The 23,558-nt window shown below is 65.1% G+C and carries 19 protein-coding genes and 5 tRNA genes; 6 read left to right on the top strand and 18 right to left on the bottom strand.

Features of this window, described 5'->3' with window-relative positions; genetic code table 11:
• The first annotated feature begins 169 nt into the window (after positions 1 to 169).
• Positions 170 to 931, top strand: coding sequence for an IclR family transcriptional regulator (locus tag EFAMC2_RS03335; RefSeq protein ID WP_154026992.1), 762 nt, complete (start codon positions 170 to 172; stop codon positions 929 to 931).
• A gap of 7 nt (positions 932 to 938) precedes the next feature.
• Here EFAMC2_RS03335 and EFAMC2_RS03340 read toward each other — a convergent pair whose 3' ends face one another.
• The 9 genes from EFAMC2_RS03340 to tig form a co-directional block, all read right to left on the bottom strand.
• Entirely contained in the window at positions 939 to 1,580 is a 642-nt protein-coding gene (locus tag EFAMC2_RS03340) for a 5-formyltetrahydrofolate cyclo-ligase (RefSeq protein ID WP_154026995.1), read from the bottom strand.
• A gap of 8 nt (positions 1,581 to 1,588) precedes the next feature.
• The gene (locus tag EFAMC2_RS03345) at positions 1,589 to 4,291 is read right to left on the bottom strand and encodes a valine--tRNA ligase (RefSeq protein ID WP_154027206.1); all 2,703 of its coding nucleotides are present in this window, start codon (positions 4,289 to 4,291) and stop codon (positions 1,589 to 1,591) included.
• Between the two features lie 127 nt (positions 4,292 to 4,418).
• The gene (gene brnQ / locus EFAMC2_RS03350; RefSeq protein WP_261980025.1) at positions 4,419 to 5,762 is read right to left on the bottom strand and encodes a branched-chain amino acid transport system II carrier protein; all 1,344 of its coding nucleotides are present in this window, start codon (positions 5,760 to 5,762) and stop codon (positions 4,419 to 4,421) included.
• An 87-nt stretch (positions 5,763 to 5,849) separates the two neighbouring features.
• Positions 5,850 to 6,803, bottom strand: a complete 954-nt coding sequence (gene sdaAA / locus EFAMC2_RS03355) for an L-serine ammonia-lyase, iron-sulfur-dependent, subunit alpha (RefSeq protein WP_154026998.1) — start codon at positions 6,801 to 6,803, stop codon at positions 5,850 to 5,852.
• A gap of 9 nt (positions 6,804 to 6,812) precedes the next feature.
• Positions 6,813 to 7,475 carry an L-serine ammonia-lyase, iron-sulfur-dependent subunit beta gene (gene sdaAB / locus EFAMC2_RS03360; RefSeq protein ID WP_154027001.1) on the bottom strand — a complete coding sequence of 221 codons (663 nt, stop codon included), beginning with the start codon at positions 7,473 to 7,475 and terminating at the stop codon, positions 6,813 to 6,815.
• A 22-nt stretch (positions 7,476 to 7,497) separates the two neighbouring features.
• Positions 7,498 to 8,220, bottom strand: a complete 723-nt coding sequence (locus EFAMC2_RS03365) for a trimeric intracellular cation channel family protein (RefSeq protein WP_222838508.1) — start codon at positions 8,218 to 8,220, stop codon at positions 7,498 to 7,500.
• 5 nt (positions 8,221 to 8,225) lie between these two features.
• The gene (gene clpX / locus EFAMC2_RS03370; protein ID WP_154027007.1) at positions 8,226 to 9,614 is read right to left on the bottom strand and encodes an ATP-dependent Clp protease ATP-binding subunit ClpX; all 1,389 of its coding nucleotides are present in this window, start codon (positions 9,612 to 9,614) and stop codon (positions 8,226 to 8,228) included.
• A gap of 4 nt (positions 9,615 to 9,618) precedes the next feature.
• Complete coding sequence (locus tag EFAMC2_RS03375) at positions 9,619 to 10,251, bottom strand: ATP-dependent Clp protease proteolytic subunit (RefSeq protein ID WP_154027010.1); 633 nt, start codon at positions 10,249 to 10,251, stop codon at positions 9,619 to 9,621.
• 142 nt (positions 10,252 to 10,393) lie between these two features.
• A complete protein-coding gene (gene tig / locus EFAMC2_RS03380; protein ID WP_154027013.1) occupies positions 10,394 to 11,746 on the bottom strand; it encodes a trigger factor in 1,353 nt (450 codons plus the stop codon).
• Positions 11,747 to 11,928: 182 nt separating this feature from the next.
• Between tig and EFAMC2_RS03385 the strand changes: the two genes are divergently transcribed.
• A tRNA-Leu gene (locus EFAMC2_RS03385) sits at positions 11,929 to 12,015 on the top strand.
• A 162-nt stretch (positions 12,016 to 12,177) separates the two neighbouring features.
• On the opposite strand, the gene EFAMC2_RS03390 is transcribed toward EFAMC2_RS03385, so the two are convergent.
• The gene (locus EFAMC2_RS03390) at positions 12,178 to 14,733 is read right to left on the bottom strand and encodes a transglutaminase domain-containing protein (protein ID WP_154027016.1); all 2,556 of its coding nucleotides are present in this window, start codon (positions 14,731 to 14,733) and stop codon (positions 12,178 to 12,180) included.
• A 248-nt stretch (positions 14,734 to 14,981) separates the two neighbouring features.
• On the bottom strand, positions 14,982 to 16,337 hold the full coding sequence (gene gdhA, locus EFAMC2_RS03395) for an NADP-specific glutamate dehydrogenase (RefSeq protein WP_154027018.1): 1,356 nt from the start codon (positions 16,335 to 16,337) through the stop codon (positions 14,982 to 14,984).
• Between the two features lie 359 nt (positions 16,338 to 16,696).
• Here gdhA and EFAMC2_RS03400 point away from each other — a divergent pair.
• From EFAMC2_RS03400 to EFAMC2_RS03410, 3 genes are all read left to right on the top strand, one after another.
• Positions 16,697 to 16,773: transfer RNA gene (locus EFAMC2_RS03400), tRNA-Pro, on the top strand.
• Positions 16,774 to 16,777: 4 nt separating this feature from the next.
• Positions 16,778 to 16,851, top strand: a tRNA-Gly gene (locus EFAMC2_RS03405).
• A gap of 95 nt (positions 16,852 to 16,946) precedes the next feature.
• Complete coding sequence (locus EFAMC2_RS03410; protein ID WP_187325123.1) at positions 16,947 to 17,876, top strand: diacylglycerol/lipid kinase family protein; 930 nt, start codon at positions 16,947 to 16,949, stop codon at positions 17,874 to 17,876.
• A 233-nt stretch (positions 17,877 to 18,109) separates the two neighbouring features.
• On the opposite strand, the gene ptsP is transcribed toward EFAMC2_RS03410, so the two are convergent.
• From ptsP to EFAMC2_RS03445, 7 genes are all read right to left on the bottom strand, one after another.
• Positions 18,110 to 19,816 (bottom strand): phosphoenolpyruvate--protein phosphotransferase, encoded by a 1,707-nt coding sequence (gene ptsP, locus EFAMC2_RS03415; RefSeq protein WP_154027024.1) that lies wholly within the window; start codon positions 19,814 to 19,816, stop codon positions 18,110 to 18,112.
• A gap of 130 nt (positions 19,817 to 19,946) precedes the next feature.
• Complete coding sequence (locus tag EFAMC2_RS03420) at positions 19,947 to 20,210, bottom strand: HPr family phosphocarrier protein (protein WP_154027027.1); 264 nt, start codon at positions 20,208 to 20,210, stop codon at positions 19,947 to 19,949.
• Positions 20,211 to 20,508: 298 nt separating this feature from the next.
• Entirely contained in the window at positions 20,509 to 21,489 is a 981-nt protein-coding gene (locus tag EFAMC2_RS03425) for a 1-phosphofructokinase family hexose kinase (protein ID WP_154027030.1), read from the bottom strand.
• 208 nt (positions 21,490 to 21,697) lie between these two features.
• Positions 21,698 to 22,150, bottom strand: coding sequence for a PTS sugar transporter subunit IIA (locus tag EFAMC2_RS03430; RefSeq protein ID WP_154027033.1), 453 nt, complete (start codon positions 22,148 to 22,150; stop codon positions 21,698 to 21,700).
• Positions 22,151 to 22,438: 288 nt separating this feature from the next.
• Complete coding sequence (locus EFAMC2_RS03435) at positions 22,439 to 22,624, bottom strand: hypothetical protein (RefSeq protein WP_154027036.1); 186 nt, start codon at positions 22,622 to 22,624, stop codon at positions 22,439 to 22,441.
• 179 nt (positions 22,625 to 22,803) lie between these two features.
• On the bottom strand, positions 22,804 to 23,127 hold the full coding sequence (locus EFAMC2_RS03440; RefSeq protein ID WP_154027039.1) for a hypothetical protein: 324 nt from the start codon (positions 23,125 to 23,127) through the stop codon (positions 22,804 to 22,806).
• Positions 23,128 to 23,234: 107 nt separating this feature from the next.
• Positions 23,235 to 23,311 (bottom strand) — tRNA-Arg (locus EFAMC2_RS03445).
• Positions 23,312 to 23,431: 120 nt separating this feature from the next.
• Here EFAMC2_RS03445 and EFAMC2_RS03450 point away from each other — a divergent pair.
• Positions 23,432 to 23,507 (top strand) — tRNA-His (locus EFAMC2_RS03450).
• The last annotated feature ends 51 nt before the right edge of the window (positions 23,508 to 23,558 follow it).

Raw genomic sequence — 23,558 nt, forward strand, 5'->3', positions numbered from 1 at the left:
CGGGAACGGGACATGCGCAGCGTCCGTGAACGGTTGTTATTATTCTACGAACGGCGTTCGTATTTGCGAACCCTAAGAAACAGTGCTAAGAGTACTTGAGAACACGAGACGTCGCGGCCGCGCACATGGCCTTTGGGCCTGACTATTTCCCCAAGGGAGCCCAGGAGTAATGACTACAGTTGAGGACAAACCCCAGCATCGCTCGACAAAGCGCGTTCTCGACACCCTCGAAACGCTCGCGAACGCTTCCGGAGGGCTCACGATGGCAGAGATCTGCCGTGATGTGAACGCGCCCAAGGGAAGCCTCTCTCCCATCCTGCATACGATGGCAGATGCCGGCTACATCGCGTTTGACGACACGACGAAGCGCTACTCCATCGGCCTCAGGACGTATCTGCTCGGCAAGTCATTCGATTGCGAGAGCACCTTGATGAGCCTGTTCATGGCCGCGATGCGAGATATAACGAGCGCATGCGGAGAGACCTGCCAACTCGGCGTTCTCGACCATGGCCGCGTGCTCTACATCGCCAAGGTTGACTCGCCCCAGCCCGTGCGCCTCACCTCGAGCATCGGCAAGACGCTGCCTGTCCACTACACGGCAATCGGCAAAGTGCTCGTAAGCGAGATGGACGAGGCAAGCGTGCGTGCAATGCTCCATGAGCCGCTCGAGCGACCCACCGAGGCCACGGTGCGAACCGTCGACGAGTTCATCGCCAACCTTGCCGTGGTACGGCACGAGGGCTTTGCCTATGACCGGGAAGAGGCGACGGAGGCCGTCCAGTGCATCGCCATTGGCATACACAGCCATGGCACTATCCAGTACGGCCTGTCGGTCACGACGCCCTCCTACCGTCTCACCGACGAGAAGCAGACGCTCATCAAAGAGGCGCTCTCGCGCGCCAAGCGCCATATGGAGCGCATGCTGGCGTGAGGGCGCCTCAGCCCTGGCCAACGCCCGACCCACGATTTGCGGATCCGGGCCACGAGCGCTTGCGAAGCAGGCGGCTCTCGGTAACGACGATGCCGACGGCGCGGTCATGCGCCTCGAGGGCGCCCATGTCGGCGAGGGACGGCACCAACGCCGCATCCCGGCAAAGCCCGATGGAAACGCCCCTGAATCGATTGAGGAACGCGTCGTAGAAGCCACCGCCATAACCAAGGCGATAGCCCGCCTCGTCAAAGGCGAGGCCCGGCACGAGCGCAGCCGCGCGCCCATCAAGGCGAGCGGGCTCGACGCGCCGCTCCCCGCGCGCCGCCGGCTCTTCGATACCCATCGCGTTTACGTGGAGCTCGTCACCCGCCTCGACGCGATACCACGCGAGAGATCGGGGGCCCGTCACGCGCGGCGCCGCCACCATCTTGCCGGCATCCCAGGCAAGGCGCACGAGCTCGCGCGTATCGACCTCATCCCCCACGGAGAGGTATGCGAGGACCACCGGGGCCTCACGCCACTGCTCGGTCGCTGCCACGGCAGTCGCGATCCGCGCGTCAACGTCGGCACGAACGCGAGGACCAAGCCCCCGGCGAAGTGCCAGGAGCTGGGTCCTCAGCCGTTTCTTATCGAGTGGCGCGGTAGCCACAAGACGCCTTAGGCGAGATCCGAGAGCTGGGCCTTGATGCGCTCGACCGTAGCGGCGAGCTCGGCCACGCGCTCGCGCTTCGTCGCGACCACCTCGGGCGCGGCCTTGGCGAGGAAGCCCGGGTTGCCCAGCGTCTTCTCGGTGCCGGCCAATTCCTTCTCCGCCTTTGCGAGGTCCTTCTCGAGCTTCTTGCCCTCGGCGGCGAAGTTCACGAGGTCGCCCATCACGACGAACGCCTCGAAGTCGGGCTCGACGAAGCTCACGGACGCTGCCGGTTTGGCGGCGTCCTCGGCGACCGTCAGCGCGCTGACGCGTCCCACACTCTTGACGAACTCCGCCTGGCTCTCGAGCTTGGCGACGGCGTCGCCGGCGGCACGCACGACAACCTCGAGCTCGGTCTTCGGCGAGAGCTTGTAGCGGGCACGGCTGGAGCGGACGCCGGCGACGAGCCTGCGCGCGATGTCGAACGTGGACTCCGCCTCGTCGTCGACGAAGGAGGCGAGCGCCTCGGGCGCGGGCCACGGCGCCATCATGAGGAAGCGCCCGACGTGCGGCTCGTAGCCGCCCTCGCCGTCGGCGTCGAGCTCGCTCGCCGGCATGGCGTCCCACACGCGCTCGGTGACGAACGGCATCACCGGGTGCAGCATGCGCAGGGAGGCGTCGAGCACGTAGACGAGGTTGCGCTGCACCTGCAGGCGCTCGGCGCCGGTGCCGTCGAGCAGACGGCTCTTGCACAGCTCGATATACCAGTCGCAGACCTCACCCCAGAAGAAGCTCTGAAGGTCACGGGCGTAGTCGCCCATCTCATAGGCCTCGAGGCGCTCCGTCGTCGCCTTGACCATCTTCGCGAGGCGGCTGAGCATCCACGCGTCCTCGGGCGTCGCGGCCACCGCCGGGCCCGGCGTGTAGCCGTCCATGTTCATGAGCACGAAGCGGCTCGCGTTCCAGATCTTGGTCACGAAGCCACGAGCCTGCTCGGTGCGCGGCGATCCCAGAAGCTCGTGCGTCTTCTTGTCGATGTCCGCGTCGAACTTGACGTCCTGGTTGTTCGTCACGAGCGTCAGCAGGTTGAAGCGCATGGCGTCCGCGCCGTACTTGCCGATGAGGTCCATCGGGTTCACGCCGTTGCCCTTGGACTTGGACATGCGGCTGCCGTCCTTGGCGAGGATCGTGGCGTAGATGACCACGTCCTTGAACGGAATCTCGTGCGTGAAGTACAGCGAGCTCATGATCATGCGGGCGACCCACAGCGCGATGATGTCGCGCGCGGTGACGAGCGCCGTTGTGGGGTGGTGCCCCTGCATCTGCTCGGGGTGGTCCGGCCAGCCCTGCGTGGCGAAGGTCCACAGCTGCGAGCTGAACCAGGTGTCGAGCACATTCTCGTCCTGGTGCACGTGGTGGCCGTGGCACTTGGGGCACTCGTGCACGTCATCCATGCACGCGTCCTCCCAGCCGCAGTCGGCGCAGTAGAAGACCGGGATGCGGTGGCCCCACCACAGCTGACGGCTGATGCACCAGTCCTTGAGGTTCTCCATCCAGGTGGTGTAGGTGTCCGTCCAGCGGGCCGGGTGGAACTTGATGTCGCCCGAGGTCACAGCCTCAAGCGCGGGACCCTTGAGCTTGTCGACGGCCACGAACCACTGCTCGGACAGCCACGGCTCCAGAGCGGCGCCGCAACGGTAGCAGTGCATGACGGAGTGCTCATGGTCCTCGACGTGGTCGAGCAGGCCGTGCTCGTCGAACCACTTGACGATGGCCTCGCGGCACTCGTCACGCGTCATGCCGGAAAACTCGCCGTAGCCCGGCACCACGACGGCGTGCTCGTCGAAGATGTTGATCTGCGGAAGGTCGTGGGCCTGGCCCATGGCGTAGTCGTTGGGGTCGTGCGCGGGCGTGACCTTCACGAAGCCGGAGCCGAAGCCGGCATCGACGTGCCAGTCGGAGAAGATGGGAATCTCGCGGTCGACGATCGGTAGCTTGACCGTCTTGCCCACGAACTTAGCCTTGTCCGGGTCGGAGGGGCTCACGGCCACACCCGTGTCCCCGAGCATGGTCTCGGGACGCGTGGTGGCCACGACGATGTACTCCACGCCGTCGACCGGCTCGCTGAGCGGATAGCGAAGGGGCCAAAGGTGGCCCTTCTCGTCCTTGTACTCGGCCTCGTCGTCGGAGATGGCCGTGGTGCAGTCCGGGCACCAGTTCACGATGCGCTTGCCGCGGTAGATGAGGCCATCGTGGTACCAGTCGCAGAAGACCTTGCGCACGGCCTTGGCGTACTCCGGGTCCATGGTGAAGCGCTCGTTGTCGAAGTCGACGGAGCAGCCCATGCGGCGAATCTGCTTGATGATGGTTCCGCCGTACTCGCGGCGCCAGTCCCAGCACGCGTCGATGAACTTCTCGCGGCCGATCTCGAGGCGGCTGATGCCCTCGCTCTTGAGCTTCTTGTCCACCTTGGTCTGCGTGGCGATGCCGGCGTGGTCCGTGCCCACGATCCAGCGCGTGGAGCGGCCGCGCATGCGGTTGTAGCGGATGATGGAGTCCTGGATGGTGTCATCCATGGCATGGCCCATGTGCAGCACGCCCGTGACGTTGGGCGGCGGAATGACGACGGTGCAGTCACCCACGCCCTTGCTGCGCTGGTAGCAGCCGGCATCGATCCACTGGTCGATGAGGTCGGGCTCGGCGGTTGCCGGGTCATAGGTCTTGGGCATGTCGAACTCGGCCGGGTTGGCGGCGTTCGTGGAATCGCTCACAGGCAGGTCCATCCTCTCGCAAGGATACGGGGAGGGCGCCGCCCTCCCCTTGCGTACAAACTAACTGCTCAGAATAGCACGCCCGCTAGGCGCTGCGCGCGAATCGAGCCCAGACGAAGCCCACGACGAGGCCAGCCAGCGCCGGCACCACCCACGACAGGCCAAAGGCCGCAAGGGGCAACGCGTCGCTTGGAAGCCAGGCGAAGGGGGCTGCCGCGGTGCGCACGGCCTCGCAGACGCTCACCACGGCCGTGGGCACCACGGCGCACGCCCACACCGCGCGACGCCCCTCGAGCGCCCCGCGCGCAAGGCCCATCGCCACGAGCACGATGGCAACCGGGTAGAGCGCCGAGAGCAGAGGCACCGAGAATGCCAGGATGGCGTCGAGGCCAAAGTTGGACACCACGCAGCTGAACAGGGCAAACGCCCCGGCCATCACACGATACGAAACGCGGGGCAGCTGCTCGGAGAAGTAGGTGCCACAGCAGCTGATGAGGCCCACGCACACGTTCAGGCACGCGAGCAGAAAGATCGCCGCCACCACGACCGTGCCCACGACGCCAAAGTGCACCGTGGCAGAGGCCGTGAGCACCGCGGCGCCGTTCGTGGCGTTTGGCAGCACCGCGCCCATGGTGACGCCCACGTAGGCAAACCCACAGTAGATGAGACCCATGAGCACCGCCATGAACACGCCGGCCTTGGAGATCTCGCGCGTGAGGCCCGCGTCGTCTGTGACGCCAAGCCCACGGATGTTCTCCGCGATGACGATGCCAAAGGTGAGCGAAGCCAAGAGGTCCATCGTCTGGTAGCCCGTAAGGAAGCCCTGCGCGAGGGCGGCGCCGTCATAGGGAGCCTGGGCCACGCCGGCCGCGCCCGTGGGCGCCACGATCGAGGCCACGCTCACGATCACGATCAAGATCACGAGCGCGGGGCCCGTGACGCGCCCGAGGAACTTCGTGAGCTCGCCCGGATGCATGGCCAGCAGGTAGGCCACAACAAAGAAGGCAATGGAGAAGGCGAGCCGCGCCACGCCAAGGTCAAGACCCGCGGGCAGCAGCGGCGCCAGCATCTCGAACGAGGTCGAGGATGTGCGCGGAATCGCGAGGCAGGGGCCAATGGACAGGTAGATGGCCGCCACGAACACCGCCGAGAAGGCGGGGTGCACGCGCGCCGCAAGGTCGCGGATCGTGCCCGAGAGCGCCACGGCGATGATGCCGAGCACCGGCAGGCCGATGCCGGCCACGAGGAAGCCGGCCATGGCCGGCACGACCGCCGCGCCGGCCTTGAGGCCCAGAAGGGGCGGCAGGATGAGGTTGCCCGCCCCAAAGAACATCGAGAACAGGGTCACGCCCACGAGCAGGCTCTGCCTGGGGCTGAGCGAGCCGGCAGAACCAGTGGGCGCGATCGTGGCATTTCGGGATTCCGACAAGAGAACTCCTCTCAATGAGCGCCGAGACAAGCGGCGCGGCTGTGCTCTTACGTTATGAAGACTCACGTACCTGGGACAGCGTCGGCGTCAGCCATAGTCGCCGCAGGCCGCGCAGCCTCCCTGACCGCATCCCGCGGACTGCCCTGCGTCGGCTGCGCCGCCAAAGACCTCGGCCGCAAGCTCGAGGGCGGTCGGCGTCACGGCAAGCCCGCCCTCGGCCGTCTCCCGCAGGGATGCCGGCATCGCGTTGCCCACGAGCCGCATCGCCTGGATGCTCTCGTCGGCCGGGATGACGGTCGAACAACCCGCGAGCGCGAGCTCGGCCGAGACGAAGGCCACGGCAACGGCCGAGGCGTTGCGCTTCACGCACGGCACCTCGACGAGCCCCGCAACCGGATCGCAGACGAGCCCGAGCAGGTTCTGGATTGCCGACGCCACGGCGCAAGACGCCTGCGCCGGCGTGCCGCCCGCAAGCTCAACGATCGCCGCCGCTGCCATCGCGGCGGCCGAGCCCGTCTCCGCCTGGCAGCCGCCCTCGGCGCCCGCGACGGATGCGCGCTTCTCGATAACGAGCCCCACGGCCGCGGCCGTGAACATGCTCATCACCACCGCGCGCTCTTCGCAGCCAAGCTCGTCGCGCATCGTGAGCAGCGCCGCGGGCAGGATGCCGCAGGAGCCGGCCGTGGGGGCGGCCACGATGCGGCCCATGGCGGCGTTGAGCTCGGAGACGGCGAGCGCCCGGTAGAGCGCGCCGTCCATGACGTGCCCGAGCAGCGCCCGCCCCGTGCGCGAGGCCTCGCGCATGCGGCGGGCGTCGCCGCCCGTGAGCCCGCTTGTGGAGCGCAGGTCTGCCGCGCAGCCCGGCTCGATGCACTCGTCCATGACCCTGAGGCGTTCCGCCATCTTGTCGAACAGGTCCTCGGGGGCAAGTTCCATGGCCTCCGCCTGCTGGGCAAGGACGACGTCGGAGATGCGCACGCCGTCGCGCTCGGCAGCCGAGACCACCTCGGCGAGCGAGTCGAAAGAAAAGTCGTAGCTCATGGTCCTCCCCTAGACGGGCTGCAGCACGATTGAGGCCGTGACGTCGCGAAGACGACGGATGCGCTTGTTGGTGAGCGGGTCCACGTGGCCCTCCACCTCGATGGACATGACGGCGTCGCCGCCACGCGAGACGCGCGAGAGCGTAAAGTCGCAGATATTCGCGCCACCCTCGGCAAGCACGTCGGTCACGGCGGCGATGAGGCCCGGCACGTCGCGGTGCAGCACGATGAACGTCTCGCGCTGGCCGGTGATGTTGACCTTCATGCCGTCAATCTCCGTCACGCGAATCGCTCCGCCACCAACCGAGCTGCCAATGAGCTCGAGCGTCGCGCCCGAGGTGCCAGCGAGCTCGAGCTTGGCAGTGTTCGGGTGGCCCGCCTCGTCCTCGCTCGGGACGAATGCGATGTCGATGCCGCGCTCGCGCGCGATGTCGAGCGCGTCGCGCAGGCGCACGTCATCCGTGGCCATGCCCATGATGCCAGCGGCAAGGGCGCGATCCGTCCCATGGCCGTGATAGGTCTTCGCAAACGAGCCGTAGAGCGTCACCCGGGCGCGGGTGGCGTCCTCGCCCAGCAGCTTCCGGGCAACGAGCCCGAGGCGCGCGGCGCCGGCCGTGTGCGAGCTCGAGGGTCCGATCATGACCGGGCCGATGATGTCGAGGACCGTAGACATTGGTCTCCCCTCTTCGGGTTGGCTAGCGCCGGTCCGGGCGTCCGCGCCCTCGGCGCCTGGTCCGCATCCGCCGGCGCATGTTGCGCACGACGGCCTTTGCCTTGGGCGCGAGGTCCGCCTCGCTGCGCGTCTGCCAATCGAAGCGCAGGGAAAGGTAGCGCAGCAGCAGCACCACGAGCACGCAGGCAACGCCCGCGACCTCGAGGGGTGCCCCGGCGTACGCGAGCACGGCGAACGAGGCGGAGCCTCCCAGGCACGCGAGCGCGTAGTAGTTGGACTGCCTGAAGATCGCCGGCGTCACGCCGACAAACGAGTCCCTCACGGCGCCGCCGCCCACGGCGGTGATCGTTCCCATAAGGATGACGTAGAGCGGGTCGAGCCCGTAGGCGTAGGCCTTGTTGGCCCCCGCGAGGGCAAAGAGCCCCACGGAGAGGGCGTCGGCCGCGATCATCGAGCGATGAAGCCCCAGGAAGGGCCCCCTGAAGTAGAACGTGAGAAGGCAAATGGCCAGAGACACCCAGACAAGCTCCGGGTGTTGCATGAAGTAGACGTCGTTGGCCCCCATGAGCAGGTCTCGGATGATGCCGCCGGCATAGCCGGTGAGAAACCCGAGCACCGTGGTGCCCACGACGTCGAACTTGCCGCGGCAACCAAGGAGGGCGCCCACCAGGACGCCCACCACGACTGACGCATAGTCGATGCCCCAGGGGACGGCGAGCGCCGCCCCCTGGGCAGGTACGGTCACCAAGGCTACTCGCGGTGGCCGGCCTTGTGCGTGCGCACGAGACGGGGCTGCTCCTCCCCGTCAACCGCCCCCTTGGAGACGACGACCTTGGAGACGGACAGGTCGCTCGGCACGTCAAACATCGTCTGCTGGAGCGTCTGCTCGCAGATGGCCCGCAGCCCGCGCGCACCGGTCTTGCGCTCAAGGGCCAGGTGCGCCATCTCGCGCAGAGCCTCGGGCTCGAACTCGAGCTCGACGCCCTCGATCTCGAACATGCGCGTGTACTGCTTGACGATGGCGTTGCGCGGCTCCGTGAGGATGCGCACGAGGTCGTCCTCGCCCAGCTGACGCGTCGAGGTGATGACCGGGATACGGCCCACGAACTCGGGAATCATGCCGAACTTGTGCAGGTCCTGAGGCGTGACTACGCTCATGAGCTCGTTCTCGGAGTCCGTGACCTTGGTGGCGAGCTCGGAGTTGAAGCCCACGCCGCGTTTGCCGATGCGGTCGGCCACGATCTTGTCGAGGCCCACGAAGGCGCCGCCGCAGATGAACAGGATGTTCGTCGTGTCGATCTTGATGAGCTCCTGTTGCGGGTGCTTGCGGCCACCCTGGGGTGGCACGCTCGCCACCGTGCCCTCGAGGATCTTGAGCAGCGACTGCTGCACGCCCTCGCCTGACACGTCGCGCGTGATCGAGAGGTTCTCGGCCTTGCGAGCGATCTTGTCGATCTCGTCGATGTAGACGATGCCCACCTGCGCACGCTCCACGTCACCGTCGGCGGCCGTGATGAGCTTGAGCAGGATGTTCTCCACGTCCTCGCCCACGTAGCCGGCCTCGGTGAGGGTGGTTGCGTCGGCGATGGCGAAGGGCACCTCGAGGAAGCGCGCCAGGGTCTGGGCGAGCAGCGTCTTGCCTGTGCCCGTGGGGCCCAGCAGCAAGATGTTGCTCTTCGCGAGCTCCACGCGCTCGCGCGGCATCACGTCGGTGGCGCCGGCGTTGCGAGCGGCAAGCTCCAGGCGCTCGTAGTCGTCCTCGGCCTGGGAGTCCTCGAGGCCATAGAGCACGCGGCGGTAGTGGTTGTAGACGGCCACGCTCATCGCGCGCTTCGCGTCCTCCTGGCCCATCACGTATTGGGACAGCTCGTCGTAGATCTCGTGAGGCGTGGGCAGCTCGGCAATCGGGAGGATCGGCGGCTCGTCATCTGCGTAGTCCGAGAGCGAGGCGGCCTCGCCGGGGGCCACCGTGCCCATACCCTCTGCGTCGTGGATGATGTCGGAGCACGCGCTCACGCACTCGTCGCAGATGCAGACGCCGTTGAGACCCTGCACGAGCTTGTGGGCCTGGTCGCGGGTCTTGCCGCAGAAGGAGCAGCGCATGCCCGAGGGATTCTGAGGGTCCTGGTACGAGGGCATCGACTTACGCTCCCTTGACGTCGTTGTCTGCGTCCTTGCGAGACGTGATGACCTTGTCCACGAGGCCGTAGGCGCAGGCCTCGCTCGCGCGCAGGTAGTTGTCGCGCTCGGTGTCGGCCTGAATCTTCTCGACGGGCTGGCCCGTGGCGTCGGCCAGGATCTGGTTCAGGTGCTGGCGAATCCACTTGGTCTCGTCGGCCACGATCTGGATGTCGGTCTGCTGACCCTGGACGCCCGAGCTCGGCTGGTGGATGAGCACCATGGAGTTCGGCAGCGCGAGGCGCTTGCCCTTCGTGCCGCTCGCGAGGATGACGGCGCCCATGGAGGCGGCCATGCCCACGCACACGGTGGAGACGTCGGGCTTGATGTAGTTCATCGTGTCAACGATGCCAAGGCCGGCGTAGACGTCGCCGCCCGGGGAGTCAACGTAGAGCACGATGTCCTTGTCGGGGTCCTGGCTCTCGAGATGCAGCAGCTGCGCGATGACGAGGTTAGCGGAGTCGCGCGTAACCTCCTCGCCCAGGAACACGATGCGGTCGTTGAGCAGGCGCGAGTAGATGTCATAGCTGCGCTCGCCACGGGGCGTCTGCTCCACGACGTACGGAATCAGCGGGATGTTGCGAACTGGGTTGACCATGAGGTCCTCCTTCGTTCCAGGGAGCGGGCCGCCCTGCGGCGTGCCCGTTGTGAGAAAAAGCCGGACGGGGAAAACCCCGCCCGGCCCGTATACCCCTAATGACGGCGGTCAAACCCGGTGGGCCGGGTGCCTCCGGGATCGGTTACTCGGCGTCCTTCTTGGCGCGACGCTCGGCAACCTCGTCGACCTCGGTGACCTTGACGTTCTCGACGAGCCACTCGACGGCCTTGGTGCGCTTGATAGTCTCGCGCACGGCAGGCATGCGACCGGCCTCGGTGAACTCCTTGATGGAGGCGTCGACGTCCTTGACGCCGGCCTTCTCGAACTCGGAGCGAACGTCGCCCTCGGTGGCCTCGAGCTCGAGGTGATTGGCGAGGGCGTCAAGCGCGAGGGACTGCTTGGCACGCTCGGCAGCCTGGGCGTTGAGGTCGGCCAGGAAGTCGTTGACCTGGATGTGGCGGGACTGCAGCCACTGGTCCAGCGTCAGGCCCTGGCGCTGAAGCTGGCCGAGGAAGTCCTGGGCAATCTCGTCGAAGACCTGCTTGGTGTAGTCCTCGGGAGCCTCCTCGAGCGTGAGGTGCTTGGTGACGGCCTCGATGACGCGAGTCTCCTTGAGGGAGGGCAACTGGGCCTTCTTGTCCTCGGCGACCTCGTCCTTGACGGCGTTCTTGAACTCATCGACGGTGTCGAAGCCGAAGGCCTTCTTGGCGAGCTCGTCATTGAGCTCGGGCACGACGTGCTGCTTGGCGCTCTTCAGCGTGACCTTGATCTTGACGTCCTTGTCCTCGGTCTTGTGGACCTCGCCGTCGGCGTGGGTGTGCTCCTCGCCCTCGACGTGCCAGGAGATCTCCTTGGTCTCGCCAACCTTCATGCCCTTGATGCCCTCGTCGAGCTCGGCCGGGGCAACGCTGGAGCCAATCATGAACGGACGGTCGTTGCCGGCGAGGTTCTCGCCGTTCTCGACGTTCTCGACGTCAATCGTGAGCATGTCGTTAGCGGCGGCGGCGTAGTCCTCGCCGGCGTCCTCGAACTTGGCGTGGTAGTTAAGCAGCGCCTCAACCTGCTCGTCAACCTCGGCGTCGGTGACCTCCGCCGGCGGCATGTTGATCTCGGGCGCGTCGTAGGAGTCGAGCTCCACGTCCGGGCGCAGGTTGATGGTGGCAACGAGCTCGTAGTCCTTGTGCTCCTCGGCGAGCTTGGGCTCCTCGCCAAAGGTGGGCTGACCCACGGGCACGACGTCGAGCTGGTCGAGCATCAGCGGCGTGGCGGCGTTGAGCAGGGCCTCGGAGGCGTCGGCGAGGACGGCGTTCTTGCCAACGAGGTTGTCGATCACCGGACGCGGGGCCTTGCCCTTGCGGAAGCCCTGGAAGCGATACTTGTTCGCGATGTCCTTGTAGGCCTTCTTGATGGCCGCGTCGACATCGGCGGCGGAGATGGTGAGCTGGGCCTCGAGCTTGCTGTCCTTGGGCTCGGCGGCAGTGACGGTGATGTTCAACGTTCCTCCTGATGGGTCTTTCCTGCGTGCGGGCGGAGCCCGTGCGCTCTCGGCGGGCTGGCCTCACGGCTCGCCCGCATGCACAAAACAGGCCTATCTTAGCAGAGTGCGGCACTTGCGCCATGGTTGCCACATGACAACACAACTCCCCGCAAACTTAGGGTATTATGCTGAGGTCACGAGCGGGCGTGGCGGAAATGGTAGACGCGCTGGATTTAGGTTCCAGTGGGGGAAACTTCGTGCAGGTTCGATTCCTGTCGCCCGCACCACGAACAGGCGAGGCCGGAGCCCTTGTGGCCCCGGCCTCTTTTCGTGCGCTGCCGCGGTGGTAGCGCACGGGACGTGCGTGCGCGGGACGGAGGCGATGGACGCCCGCCTCCCCCGCGCGCGGCACCCGCCGTGCGGGCGGGCGCCGCGTGCCGCAGTCGCGGTTACGCCGCCAGGCGGCTCGGGTCCACGTAGTCCTCCACCACGGAGTCCAACAGGCTGTCGGAGTCGTACACGCGGCCGTCCAGCTTCGGGTCCTTCTGGTCGAGCAGCAGGTACGTGCCGTTGGACTGGCTGTCGCCCCGGTCCGTGTCGTCCCAGGTCACGTCCACGACCTTCCAGGAGCCGTCGACGTTCACGAGGTTCCAGGCGTGGCCGTTGTTGTCGGAGCCCGGCTGCGGCGGCACGGTGCCCGTCACGTAGAGGCTCTTGATCCCCGCCTCGTCGGCGCAGGCCTTGAAGATCGCGGCATAGCCCGAGCACACCACGCGGTTGTCGTCGAGCAGCTCGTAGGCGGCGTAGCCGCGGTGCTTCCAGACGTCCATCGGGTCGACGTCGGCCTTGTCGCCTTGGCCAGTGTTCAGGTAGTAGCTGTCCCAGTCGTAGGACAGGCGGTTCGAGAGGGCGGCGTCGAGCGCCTTGACTTTCTCCGCATCGGACATGCCGTCCTGCACGGCGTCGGCCACGATCTGCTTGATCACCTTGTAGGTCTCCTCGCGCTTCTTGTTGAGCGCGGGGATGTCGTTGTCCTCGCCCTCGGCGTTCAGGCCGTTGATGTAGAGCGCCACCGTGACCTTGTCGCCCTCGGTGCGCTCGTTCACCTTCATGCCGCCCGGCCACACCATCGTCATCGGGTTCTGGGCGCAGGCCTCTCCCACGACGTCGTAGATGCTCGGCGCGCCGATTTCGTTGGCATACTTCGTGATGTCAAGGTACATGTTGCCGGCCATGATGTTGCTCGCGACGAACTTGACGTAGTCCGAGCTGCCGGAAACCGGGTAGGGCACGTCGGCCATGTCGGTCGCGGGCTTCTGGGCGTTCTGGATGGACTCCCAGTCCACGTCGTCGGAGGAGCTCACGCGCTGCGGCGTGCCGACGGCGGGGTTGGCCTTGGCCATCGCCTGGAGCTGGTCGGTCGCCGCCCGGCTGATCTCGTCGGCGCCGCCCGGCCAGTTCGTGCCGTCGAGGACGAACGTGCCGGAGAGCAGGGTGTTTCTCACCGTGTAGGGAATCTCGAGGCGCGTGTAGGAGCGCTTGGTCCACGTCGACGGGTCGTTCTCGTCCGAGCCCTCGGTCATCGTGCCCTGCGTGCTCGTCATCTTGGAGACGTCGATGTCGTTGACGATTGACGCCGCGGTGCCGTCGGCCATCGTCACGTAGGTGATGAGGCGATGTCCCAAACCGGCCTTGGGGTCGTCAGGGGTCTGCTGCACCCAGTCGCTGTTGACGTTGAAGGCCGTCTCCACGGGAATCTGCCCCAACACGTTGTTGATGCTCTGGAACTGGAATGGCGACTGCTGGTCGTCGGACTTGTCGCCCACCGCCACGACGGTGATCGAGGTCGCCTTGACCTTGTCCTTCGTCGGGGCGTAGGTGACCTCGAGGCCCTGGGCGCCTTCCTTGGTCTGCTCACGGTTGTAGTAGACCCGGTCCTCGTCGTCGCCAATCACGAGATCCTCGAACTGGGAGTTCTGGGTGTAGTTCGAGGCGCCCGCGTCGCCCCACTTCTCGGCGTCGTCGACCGCGCGCTGCTGCCTGCTCTCGGTCACCGGGTCGAAGTCGAGGGTGTTGATCGAGGTGTCGGAGGTCGTGGCGAGAAGCGACAGCGTGACCGACTCGGACGGGTCCTTGAGCGTCGGGTCGATGGTCTTCATGTAGACCTTGTACTCCTTGGCGCCGTCCACCTTGTCCCACGAGATGCCAAGGCCGCCGTCGTCCTGCACGGCAAACTGCACGTTCTGCGGGGCGGCAATCTGGTTGTCGGCGTCGGTGACGTCGTCCTTCACGGTGAAGTAGGTCACCTGGGGCTTGTCGAGGGGCTTGCCGTCAGAGCCGGTGTAGAGCACAAGGTAGTAGCCGCCGAAGCCGTACCAGCGGCCCCAGGCGCCCTTGAGCGTGTCGGCATGGAAGACGTCGTCGCCCTCGTAGTCGTAGCCCTTCGAGGTGTCCCAGCACACGACGTGGGCGGGCTCGACCTGGAGCCGGTTCGTCTCGCCGTCGTTGGTCTGCGAGACGTCGACGGGGATCTCCTGGGTGAGCGCGCCGTCGACGAAGACGCGCGCCGCGCCGGTGGCGTCGGCGACCGAGTAGTCGCCGGTGGCCTCGTCGCCGATGTTCTCGAGGCCGAGGTCGACGCCGTCGTCGAGGTCGAAGTCGAACTCGTGGTCAGCCTCGAGATTGCGCTGCGGGGGCTGCAGGTCGTACTTGTCGGGGCTCAGGTTGTCGGAGTAGACGTCGGAGTTCATCGCCGCGACGTCTGCCGAGCCGTGCGGGGTGCGCAGGGGGCCGAAGGTGAACAGGCCCACGCCAACGAGGACGAGGACAAGCACCGCCGCGAGGGCGATGGGCAGGGTGCGACCGGGCTTCTTCTTGCGCGCGGGCTTGCCGGGCGCGGGCGGCTGCGGGGCCGCTCCCTGAGGGGGTACGGGTGCCCCCGGCGGAGGCGCGGGCGCGCCCACCCCCTGAGGCGGAACCGGAGCCCCAGAACCATTGCCTGCCATACGCGTCTCCTCACTCGTCATGGACGTAGTCGCGACGCAGGCCGAAGGTGCAGCCGCACGACACGTCCGTTACCCCTCGTCAAACTGCCTTCCGGTCTGAAAGCAAGCTTGAGGGATAGCATACGCCTCCCCCACCCCGCCGACCGTCACAAAAAGCCCCGGCGGCCACCGACCTTGCCACGATGCCTGGCACCGCGTCAAAGCCGATGAACGCCGGGGCCTCCCGGACGGTCATATGCCCCGCAAGGCTACACGATGCCCTGCGCCATCATGGCATCGGCGACCTTCTTGAAGCCGGCGATGTTCGCGCCAACCACGAAGTTGCCTTCATGGCCGTACTGCTTGGCCGTCTCGGCGCAGTTGTGGTAGATGCCGCGCATGAGCTGCTCGAGCTTGCCGTCGACCTCCTCGAAGGTCCAGGACAGGTGCTCGGCGTTCTGGCTCATCTCGAGACCGGAGACCAGCACGCCGCCGGCGTTCGCGGCCTTGCCCGGGCAGAAGGCGACGCCGTGCTCGATGAGGTAGTTCGTGGCCTCGGTGGTCGTGGGCATGTTCGCGCCCTCGCCGACAACCTTGCAGCCGTTGGCGGCGAGCTTCTCGGCATCCTCGAGAAGCAGGGTGTTCTCGCGGGCGCACGGAAGTGCGACGTCGCAGGGCAGGGCCCAGACGCCGCGGCCGTCCTCGGCATGCCAGGTGGCACCCGGGCGCTTCTCGACGTACATGGCGAGGCTCACGCCCTTGTCGTGGCCGGAGCGCTTGGCGTTGTAGATATCCTCGAGCACCTTGTAGTCAATACCTTCGGGGTCCTCGACCCAGCCCTTGGTGTCGGAGGCGGCGATGGTCTTGCCGCCGAGCTGGGCGACCTTCTGAATGGCGTAGATGGCGACGTTGCCGGAGCCGTGCACAACGACGGTCTTGCCCTCGAAGGAGTCGCCGGCGCTCTTGAGCAGCTCGTCCACGAAGTAGACGAGGCCGTAGCCGGTGGCCTCGGTGCGCGCGAGGGAGCCGCCGAAGGAGAGGCCCTTGCCCGTCAGCACGCCGCTCCACTCGTCGCGGATGCGCTTGTACTGGCCGAACATATAGCCGATCTCACGGCCGCCGACGCCCAGGTCTCCGGCGGGGACGTCGGTATTGGGGCCGATGTGGCGGCACAGCTCGGTCATGAAGGACTGGCAGAAGGCCATGACCTCGCGGTTGGACTTGCCCTTGGGGTCGAAGTCCGAGCCGCCCTTGCCGCCGCCCATCGGCAGCGTGGTGAGGCTGTTCTTGAGAATCTGCTCGAAGCCGAGGAACTTCAGCATGCCGAGGGTGACCGTCGGGTTGAAGCGCAGGCCACCCTTGTAGGGGCCGAGCGCGGAGTTGAACTCGACGCGGTAGCCACGGTTGACCTGTACCTTGCCCTCGTCGTCCACCCACGGGACGCGGAACATGATGACGCGCTCGGGCTCGACGAGGCGCTCGAGCAGGCCAGCCTCCTCGTACGCGGGGTTTGCGTCAACGGCCGGGGCGATGCTCTCGAGAACTTCGTCGGCGGCCTGGATGAACTCGGGCTGGTCCGCGTACCGCTCGCGAAGCTCCGCGAGCACCCTCTGGGAATAGGACATGCGTCTCCCCTCTCTCGCGCAAAGGCGCGAAGGAACGGCCTGCCTCGGCCGGTGGCCGAAGACGGGACACCATCAAACGATGAACATCTTGCCTGAACACGAGCAATTCGTCACGTCAGGCTGGACAAGTGGTAATAACCACTTTAGCGTAATGCAGTGTACCGCCGGGCACCGCCCCTACACCCGCATCCGCCCCATCGGCCGGCGAACGGTATCAGAAAGCTCCACGAGCGGATACCCGTCCGCAAGAAGTACCAATGTCTCCGGCGAGGTCCGGGCGTGAAGATAGCTTTCACATCTGGATTCGAACATGACCGTTGCCGTAGCCCCGGCGCTCGCCTATACTAATCCGGCGGTCCCGGGGCGTGGCGCAGTTTGGTAGCGCATCTGCTTTGGGAGCAGAGGGTCGCTGGTTCGAATCCAGTCGCCCCGACCAACATGCGGGTGTGGTTCAACGGTAGAACCTCAGCCTTCCAAGCTGATGACGCGGGTTCGACTCCCGTCACCCGCTCCACTCGGGAGCGCAGCAGCCCAGGTCCGCTCGGTGGCCTGGGCTGCTTTTGTATGGCTACAAACGCCGTGACCAGGCGACGGGCCAGGGAGGTTGCATTGGGACTCAGGCTCGGCCGCACCCTCGTCATCGCAAACCCCGCAGCCCAGAGCGGCGCCGGTGCACAGGGCGCGGAGTTCGTTCGCCGCACGCTCGAGGCCTTTTCCTCCGCTACGGACGGATTCGACCTTAGGCTCACCACTGGGCCCGGCAACGCCACGCAGATGGCACGGGCGGCAACTGGCTTCGAGACGGTACTCGCGCTCGGCGGTGATGGCGTCATCCACGAGGTCGTCAATGGCCTCATGCACATCGACGCCTCGCGGAGGCCGAGACTCGGAATCATCCCCCTAGGCTCCGGAAACGACTACGCTCGCACCCTCGGCATGGCAAAGAACGCCCCCGAGGTCGCCCTCGGACAGATTCTTCGCGGCGTCTGCCGTCGCGTGGACCTTGGGCTTGTGAACGGTACCTACTTTGATGAGACGCTTTCGTTTGGCGTGGATGCGGCCATCGCGCTCGACACGATGAGGCGCCGCAAGGCCCACGGCGCGCACGGGACGCGCCTTTTCATGGGCTCGGGCCTCGACATCATTCGTCATCAGATTAGTTCGTGGCCATTCACGGCCGCCTTTGACGGAGAGCAGGTGACGGGGAGCTCAATCGTCTTTGCCGTGCAGGTGGGGCCCACTTACGGCGGCGGCTTCCGCATCTGCCCGGACGCGGACAGCACCGACGGCCTGCTTGACGTCTGTTACTCGCACGGCGACCCCAGCACTGCCACGGCCCTCGCAACCTTTGCACGCGCACGAATCGGGCTGCATACCCACTCGCCGTACCTGGGCTTCCTTAAAGCAAAGTCGATTTCGATCGACTTCGAAGGCGAACCTCCCTGCCAGGCCGACGGCGAGCGGCTCGTGGGCGCCCACTTCAAGATCACCTGCGCTCACCGAGCTCTCGAGGTCATCACTCCCACCCGGCAGGGATAATTCGCCGCCGGCGGCAGCTCCAAGGTCGGCTTCTCATGACGGGCAACCCTCATTTCAACCAGTCCGCCAACGGCCCATATGTATTGCTGGGAAACAGCCACGAGTCCTTAGCCCCTTCCGAGCAAGAAAACGTCGAACCCGGGGCTGGTTTCTCTGAAACCAGCCCCGGGTCCTAAAACAGCCTCCGAAAAGCTCGCAATCGAGCTCCTCGGATACGTAGATTTAAGCCAAACCTACTTCGCGGCGGCCTCGAGCGCGGCTCTGACCTCTTCCTTGGTCTTGAGCGCGAGGACCTTCTCGGCAAGCGCGTCTGCCTCGGCCTTGGTCCACTGGGAGATGATCTTGCGCGTGCGCAGGATGGACGGGGCGCTCACGGAGAACTCACCCAGGCCGAAGGAAATCAGCAGCGGAATAAGCAGCGGGTCAGCCGCAGCCTCGCCGCACATGCCCACCATGATGCCGGACTTGTTGCCCTCCTCGCAGATGCGCTTGATGGAGCGCAGGACGCTCGGCTGGTACACGGTGTAGAGGTAGCGCACGGCGTCGTTGCCGCGGTCGGCGCACATCGTGTAGCCAATGAGGTCATTCGTACCGATGGAGAAGAAGTCGCACTCGGAGGCAAGGATGTCGGCGATGAGCGACGCGGACGGCGTCTCCATCATGGTACCGACCTCGATGTCCTTGTTGTACTCGACGCCCTCGTTGTCCAGCTCGTGCTTGCAAGCCTCAACGAGCGCCTTGGCATCGCGAACCTCGTCGATGTCGGTCACGAGCGGCAGCATGATCTTGATATCACCAAAGGCGCTGGCGCGAAGCAGGGCTCGAATCTGGACCTTGTACTGGTCCGGGTTGGCCAGGCAGTAGCGGATGGCGCGGTAGCCCATGAAGGGGTTGTCGTCCTGCGTGAGGTGTAGGTACGGGATCTCCTTGTCGCCACCCACGTCGAGCGTACGGATGATGACCGGCTGGCCCTTCATGCGCAGGGCAACCTTCTGGTACGCGGCGAACTGCTCATCCTCGCTCGGGAGCTCCTTGGCATCCATGAACAGGAACTCGGAGCGGAACAGGCCCACGCCCTCGGCATCGCGCTCGGCGGCGACGTTGGCGTCATCGGGGTTGCCGATGTTGGCCACGAGGAGCTTCTCGATGCCGTCGGCCGTCTTGGTGGGAACGCCGCGGTACGCCTCGAGGGCGGCCTTCTCGGCAGCGGCCTTTTCGGCCAGTGTGCGGAACTCGGCGAGCTCGTCCTGCGTCGGCGAGACGTCAACCTCGCCCGTGGAGCCGTTCACGACCACGGTGTCGCCGTTCTTGATGAGCGTGCAGGCGTTCTCGAGCGAGAGCACCGCCGGCATCTCGAGGGCACGGCAGATGATGGCGGAGTGGGAGGTGCGACCGCCAACCTCGGTGACCACGGCAGCAACGTTCTCCTTGTCGATGGTCGCCGTCATGGACGGGGTAAGGTCGTGCACGACGACGATGGAGTCCTTCGGCAGGACGGAAAGGTCAACAAGCTCCTTGCCAAGCAGCTGGGCGAGGATGCCAGTGCGGATGTCCTGCACGTCGGCGCAGCGCTCGCGAATGAGCTGCTCGTCTGAGGCGTCGAACATCGCGTAGAACATGTCGCAAACCTCGTCGATGGCCTGCTCGGCACACTTGCCCTCGGTGATGCGGTTGTTAACCTCGTCGAGCATGAAGGGGTCGTTGGCCATGGTGATGTGACCCACCATGATCTCGGCCTCCTTCTCGCCCACCGTGACCTTCATGCGGTCGGCCTGGGCCTGCGTCTTGGCGCAGAAGGCATCGAGGGCCGCCTGGTAGCGAGCCTTCTCCTCCTCGTCGGTGTCCTGGTGCGTCGCGGGGACGTAAGAGAGGTCGGGCTCGACGGCGACGCGAGCGACGCCGATACCGATGCCATCGGAAGCGTTTACACCCTTGTACATGGAAACCCCCTGATTGAGTTAGTTATGGCGAACAAGCTGCCATATAACAAAAAAGGGGGCAGACGCCAGGCGTCGCCCCCTCCATGCGCATGCATGAGCGCGCAAGGCCCCCGAGAGGCCAGGAGCGATGCTACTCGCCGATACCGCTCTTGATGAGCTCGACGGCAGCGGCGAGGGCGTCAGCCTCGTCGGCGCCGTCGCACTTGACCTCGACCTCAGTACCACAGGAGAGACCGGCGGCCATGAGGGCCATCGGCGACTTGCCGTTGGTCTCCTTGCCGTTGGCGACGATCGTCACCGTGCTGGCGAACTTGCCCATGGCGGAGGCAAACGTGCCAGCCGGACGCATGTGGAGACCCTGCGGGTTGATGAGCGTAACCTTCTCGGAAACCATGCTGAACTCCTTGTTCTCTTTGGCCCTATCAGGGCCCTTTCCCCGTGCAGGACGGCAGGTTGCGACTTTCATAACCCGCAGCCGGTCCTCCTGATGTAACCGAAGCGCAGTCTAGCAGACAATCCGTCCCTGAATCCCCACGCAATGGCAAATGCGGGCCAGCGTAGGGAGTGCGTCGGCAACCTGCCGGCGGTGCGAAGGCTCCTGCCGTTCACGGACGCCTTGAAACCGTTCGCACAAAACCGCACCTACGCCATAAGAACGAACGAAGCGAGATGTGAAGACGGCACGAGAGACGCTAGGCCTTGGCCTTCTCGGACTTCTCTGCCTTAGCAGTCTCCAGCTCCCTCTGGCAAGCGTCGGCAGCCATGACCTTCTTTAGGGAGTCGTAGAACTTATCGATCGTAGAGCGGTGCGCGAGGCCCTTGCTCGCAGCCGTGGCAGAGCCGCAGGCGGAGGCGAAGTTGAGAGCGTCCTGATAGCCCATGCCAGCATCGAGACTCGCCAGGAAGCCCGCCACCATGGAGTCGCCGGCACCGGTGGCGTTCACGAGACGGCACGGCGGGCACTTCGTGGTGTACTCGTTGCCGTCTGCGGCGATGAGGGCCGAACCGTAGCCGCCGCAAGAAACGACGACATTCTGGGCGCCGCGCTCGTGCAGCAGGCGCGCGTAGGGCAGGCACTCCTCCGGCGTCTCGGGATTCACGTCAAAGAGCTTTCCAAGCTCATGGTTGTTCGGCTTGATCATGAACGGCTTGGCGGCGAGGGACTGAAGTAGCAGCGTGCCCGGGGCGTCGACCACGAAGCGGATGCCACGGCCAGCGAGGCGCGTCATGATGATGTCGTACATGTCATCCGGCAGGCACTTGGGAATGGAGCCCGTGAGGACGAGCGTGTCGCCCGCCTTGATGCGGTCAAGACGACCGAAGAGCTCGTCGACCTTCTCGTTGGGAATCTTGGGGCCCATGCCGTTGATGATGGTCATCACGATGCCGTTGAGCTTGACGTTGATGCGCGTGAAACCCTTGTCGAGACGAACAAAGTTGCAGGTGACGCCGGCCTGCTGAAGCGTATCGAGGATGTAGTCACCCGTGAAGCCCGCGATGATGCCCAGGCAGATGGTATCGACGTTGAGCTCGTTGAGGATACTCGAGACGTTGATTCCGTTGCCACCACAGCGGACCTCCTCGCTCGACGAGCGGTTCGTGAAGCCCATGTCGAGGGTGAGGGGGTGCATGACGTAATCGACTGCAGGGTTAAACGTGACGGTATAAATCAACTGAAACGCCCCTTTCACGCGATTTGAACCAGGTTCCAGTATGACTCAGGACGCACCTTGAAATGTCGTAAATCGGTGCGCCAGGTAATGATTCTGTATGGCAATTTGGCCATCTACCTGCAAATGTATAGCTCCTGCCATACAACTTGGGCCCGACGGTGGCCAACCGTCGAGCCCACGTGTCAATGTCTCTATATATGCAAAACGCCTACTGCTCGAGACCCTCGTTGATGGCGGCCACGATAGCGTCTGCGTCCTCGCTCTTCTGGACCTTCTCGCAGAAGTCGTCGTGCATGAGCATGACGGCGATCTTGGAGAGGATGCGAAGCTGCTTGGTGCCGAGGTCTCCGTCTGGGATGAGCAGGGCAATGGCGACGGTGACGGGGTTCTTGTCCATCGTCTCCCACTCGACCGGGTTGGCGAAGCGGGTGACGACGACGCAGGCCTCCTTGACGGAAGCGGACTTGCAGTGCGGAATGGCAAAGCCGCTCATCATGCCAGTGGAGCCCTCGGCCTCGCGCTTCTTGAGACCCTCGACGAGAGCAGCGGCGTCATCGCTCGCGCCAAGCTCAACGGCCTTGGAGGCTAGGAACTCAAGGGCCTCGTCACGAGTGGTGGCAGGGTTGTCAAGGAAAACGTGGGAAGCTTCGAGAATGGCCATGGCTACTCCCTCTCTCGACCCGGCATGCGCCGAGGCCTCGTCTGTACACATCGGTTTCATAGTACTCGCCCCGTGCGCGCTTCGCAAACATTTACTAGGCACTACCTGCAAGTTTATTCTCCCAAATGACTAGCGATTTGAGAACAAGTGAGCGGGGCGCGCGGCAGAAGGGCCTACGGCGATCAAGATGGAACCGTCCACGTGCCATGAGCGCCCCACGCCGCCTCCCTAAGAGAAAGGGCCACCCGGATGGATGGCCCCAAGCAGAACCACGATGTTGACGCACATTTAGCTAAATTCATAGCTCAGGACCTCGGCATCGGCCCATGACTTGAGCGACTTTGCTCGCTCAAGTGAGAGTTCGATGGCTTTGTCGAGGTCCTTGCCGTGAAGGTCAGAATACCTGACGTCGGCTGGGACGTCGAACGACTTGGACAGGTCCACCTCGACCGTCCTCACATCAGCCTTCGCCATGTTATCCCGCACCTCTTTTCAAAGTCTCTCATTGCCAGCTCAAGCGCTGACCTTGTCCCGTCGGGCCATTTTTGCTCGAAGCTTCTCCATCAGCTCGTCCGGCACCGGTCTGCGGTCGGGGTCTTCCCAGTGCCGGTCATCAACGCCCCACGCAGCGTCACCCGTGGCGTCAGCAACCGTTACCTTGACCCCGCTCTTATCTCCACGCATTGCATCCACCTCTTTCTGACGTTCTCATCGAGGAAGGCCCGACGGGCCATGTCCTCGGCCTCCCTGCTGTCGGACGTGAGTTCCTTCGACATCTGGAGCCATTCTACCAACCTGGCAAAGGCTCCCTCTCGCTTGCCGGGGAGAATGAGGTAGACCTTGCCGTTGTGCCCCGCGGGCCTGCCGGCGCTCCCCCAGATGCGCCCGGAGTAGGACTGCCCGCCGGTCCACCTGGTCCCGATGACCCTCCGCACGGCCGCGTCGTTGTAGGCGTTGAAGCCCTTGCCGAAGCCCATGGTCTCGGCATCGTAGAAATGAGCTGAAGTTGAACCTCCCCTGCAGGCCCTTCTCGATACGCAAACAAAAAAGCCAGATGGCGTTTGCCACCCGGCCTCGAACTCGATGGTGCGCCCTGAGCGATTCGAACGCTCGACCGTCGGATTAGAAGTCCGGTGCTCTATCCAGCTGAGCTAAGGGCGCGTACGTTCGGCGAGAATTCTAGCGCAAGGGCACCCGAAAAAATTTATAAAATTCCCCCTTGCGCGGCCGCTGGCGTCTGTGCATAATAAACGAGCTGCTTCGAGCAGTGGCAAACAGATGGTGGGTGTAGCTCAGTTGGCAGAGCGACGGACCGTGGCTCCGTAGGTCGAGGGTTCGAGCCCCTTCACCCACCCCATCTTGCTACTATCGAAACAACATGGATCGTTAGCTCAGCTGGTAGAGCAGG

The organism is Olsenella uli, assembly GCF_901212655.1.
GTDB classification, from domain to species: Bacteria; Actinomycetota; Coriobacteriia; order Coriobacteriales; family Atopobiaceae; genus Parolsenella; species Parolsenella uli_A.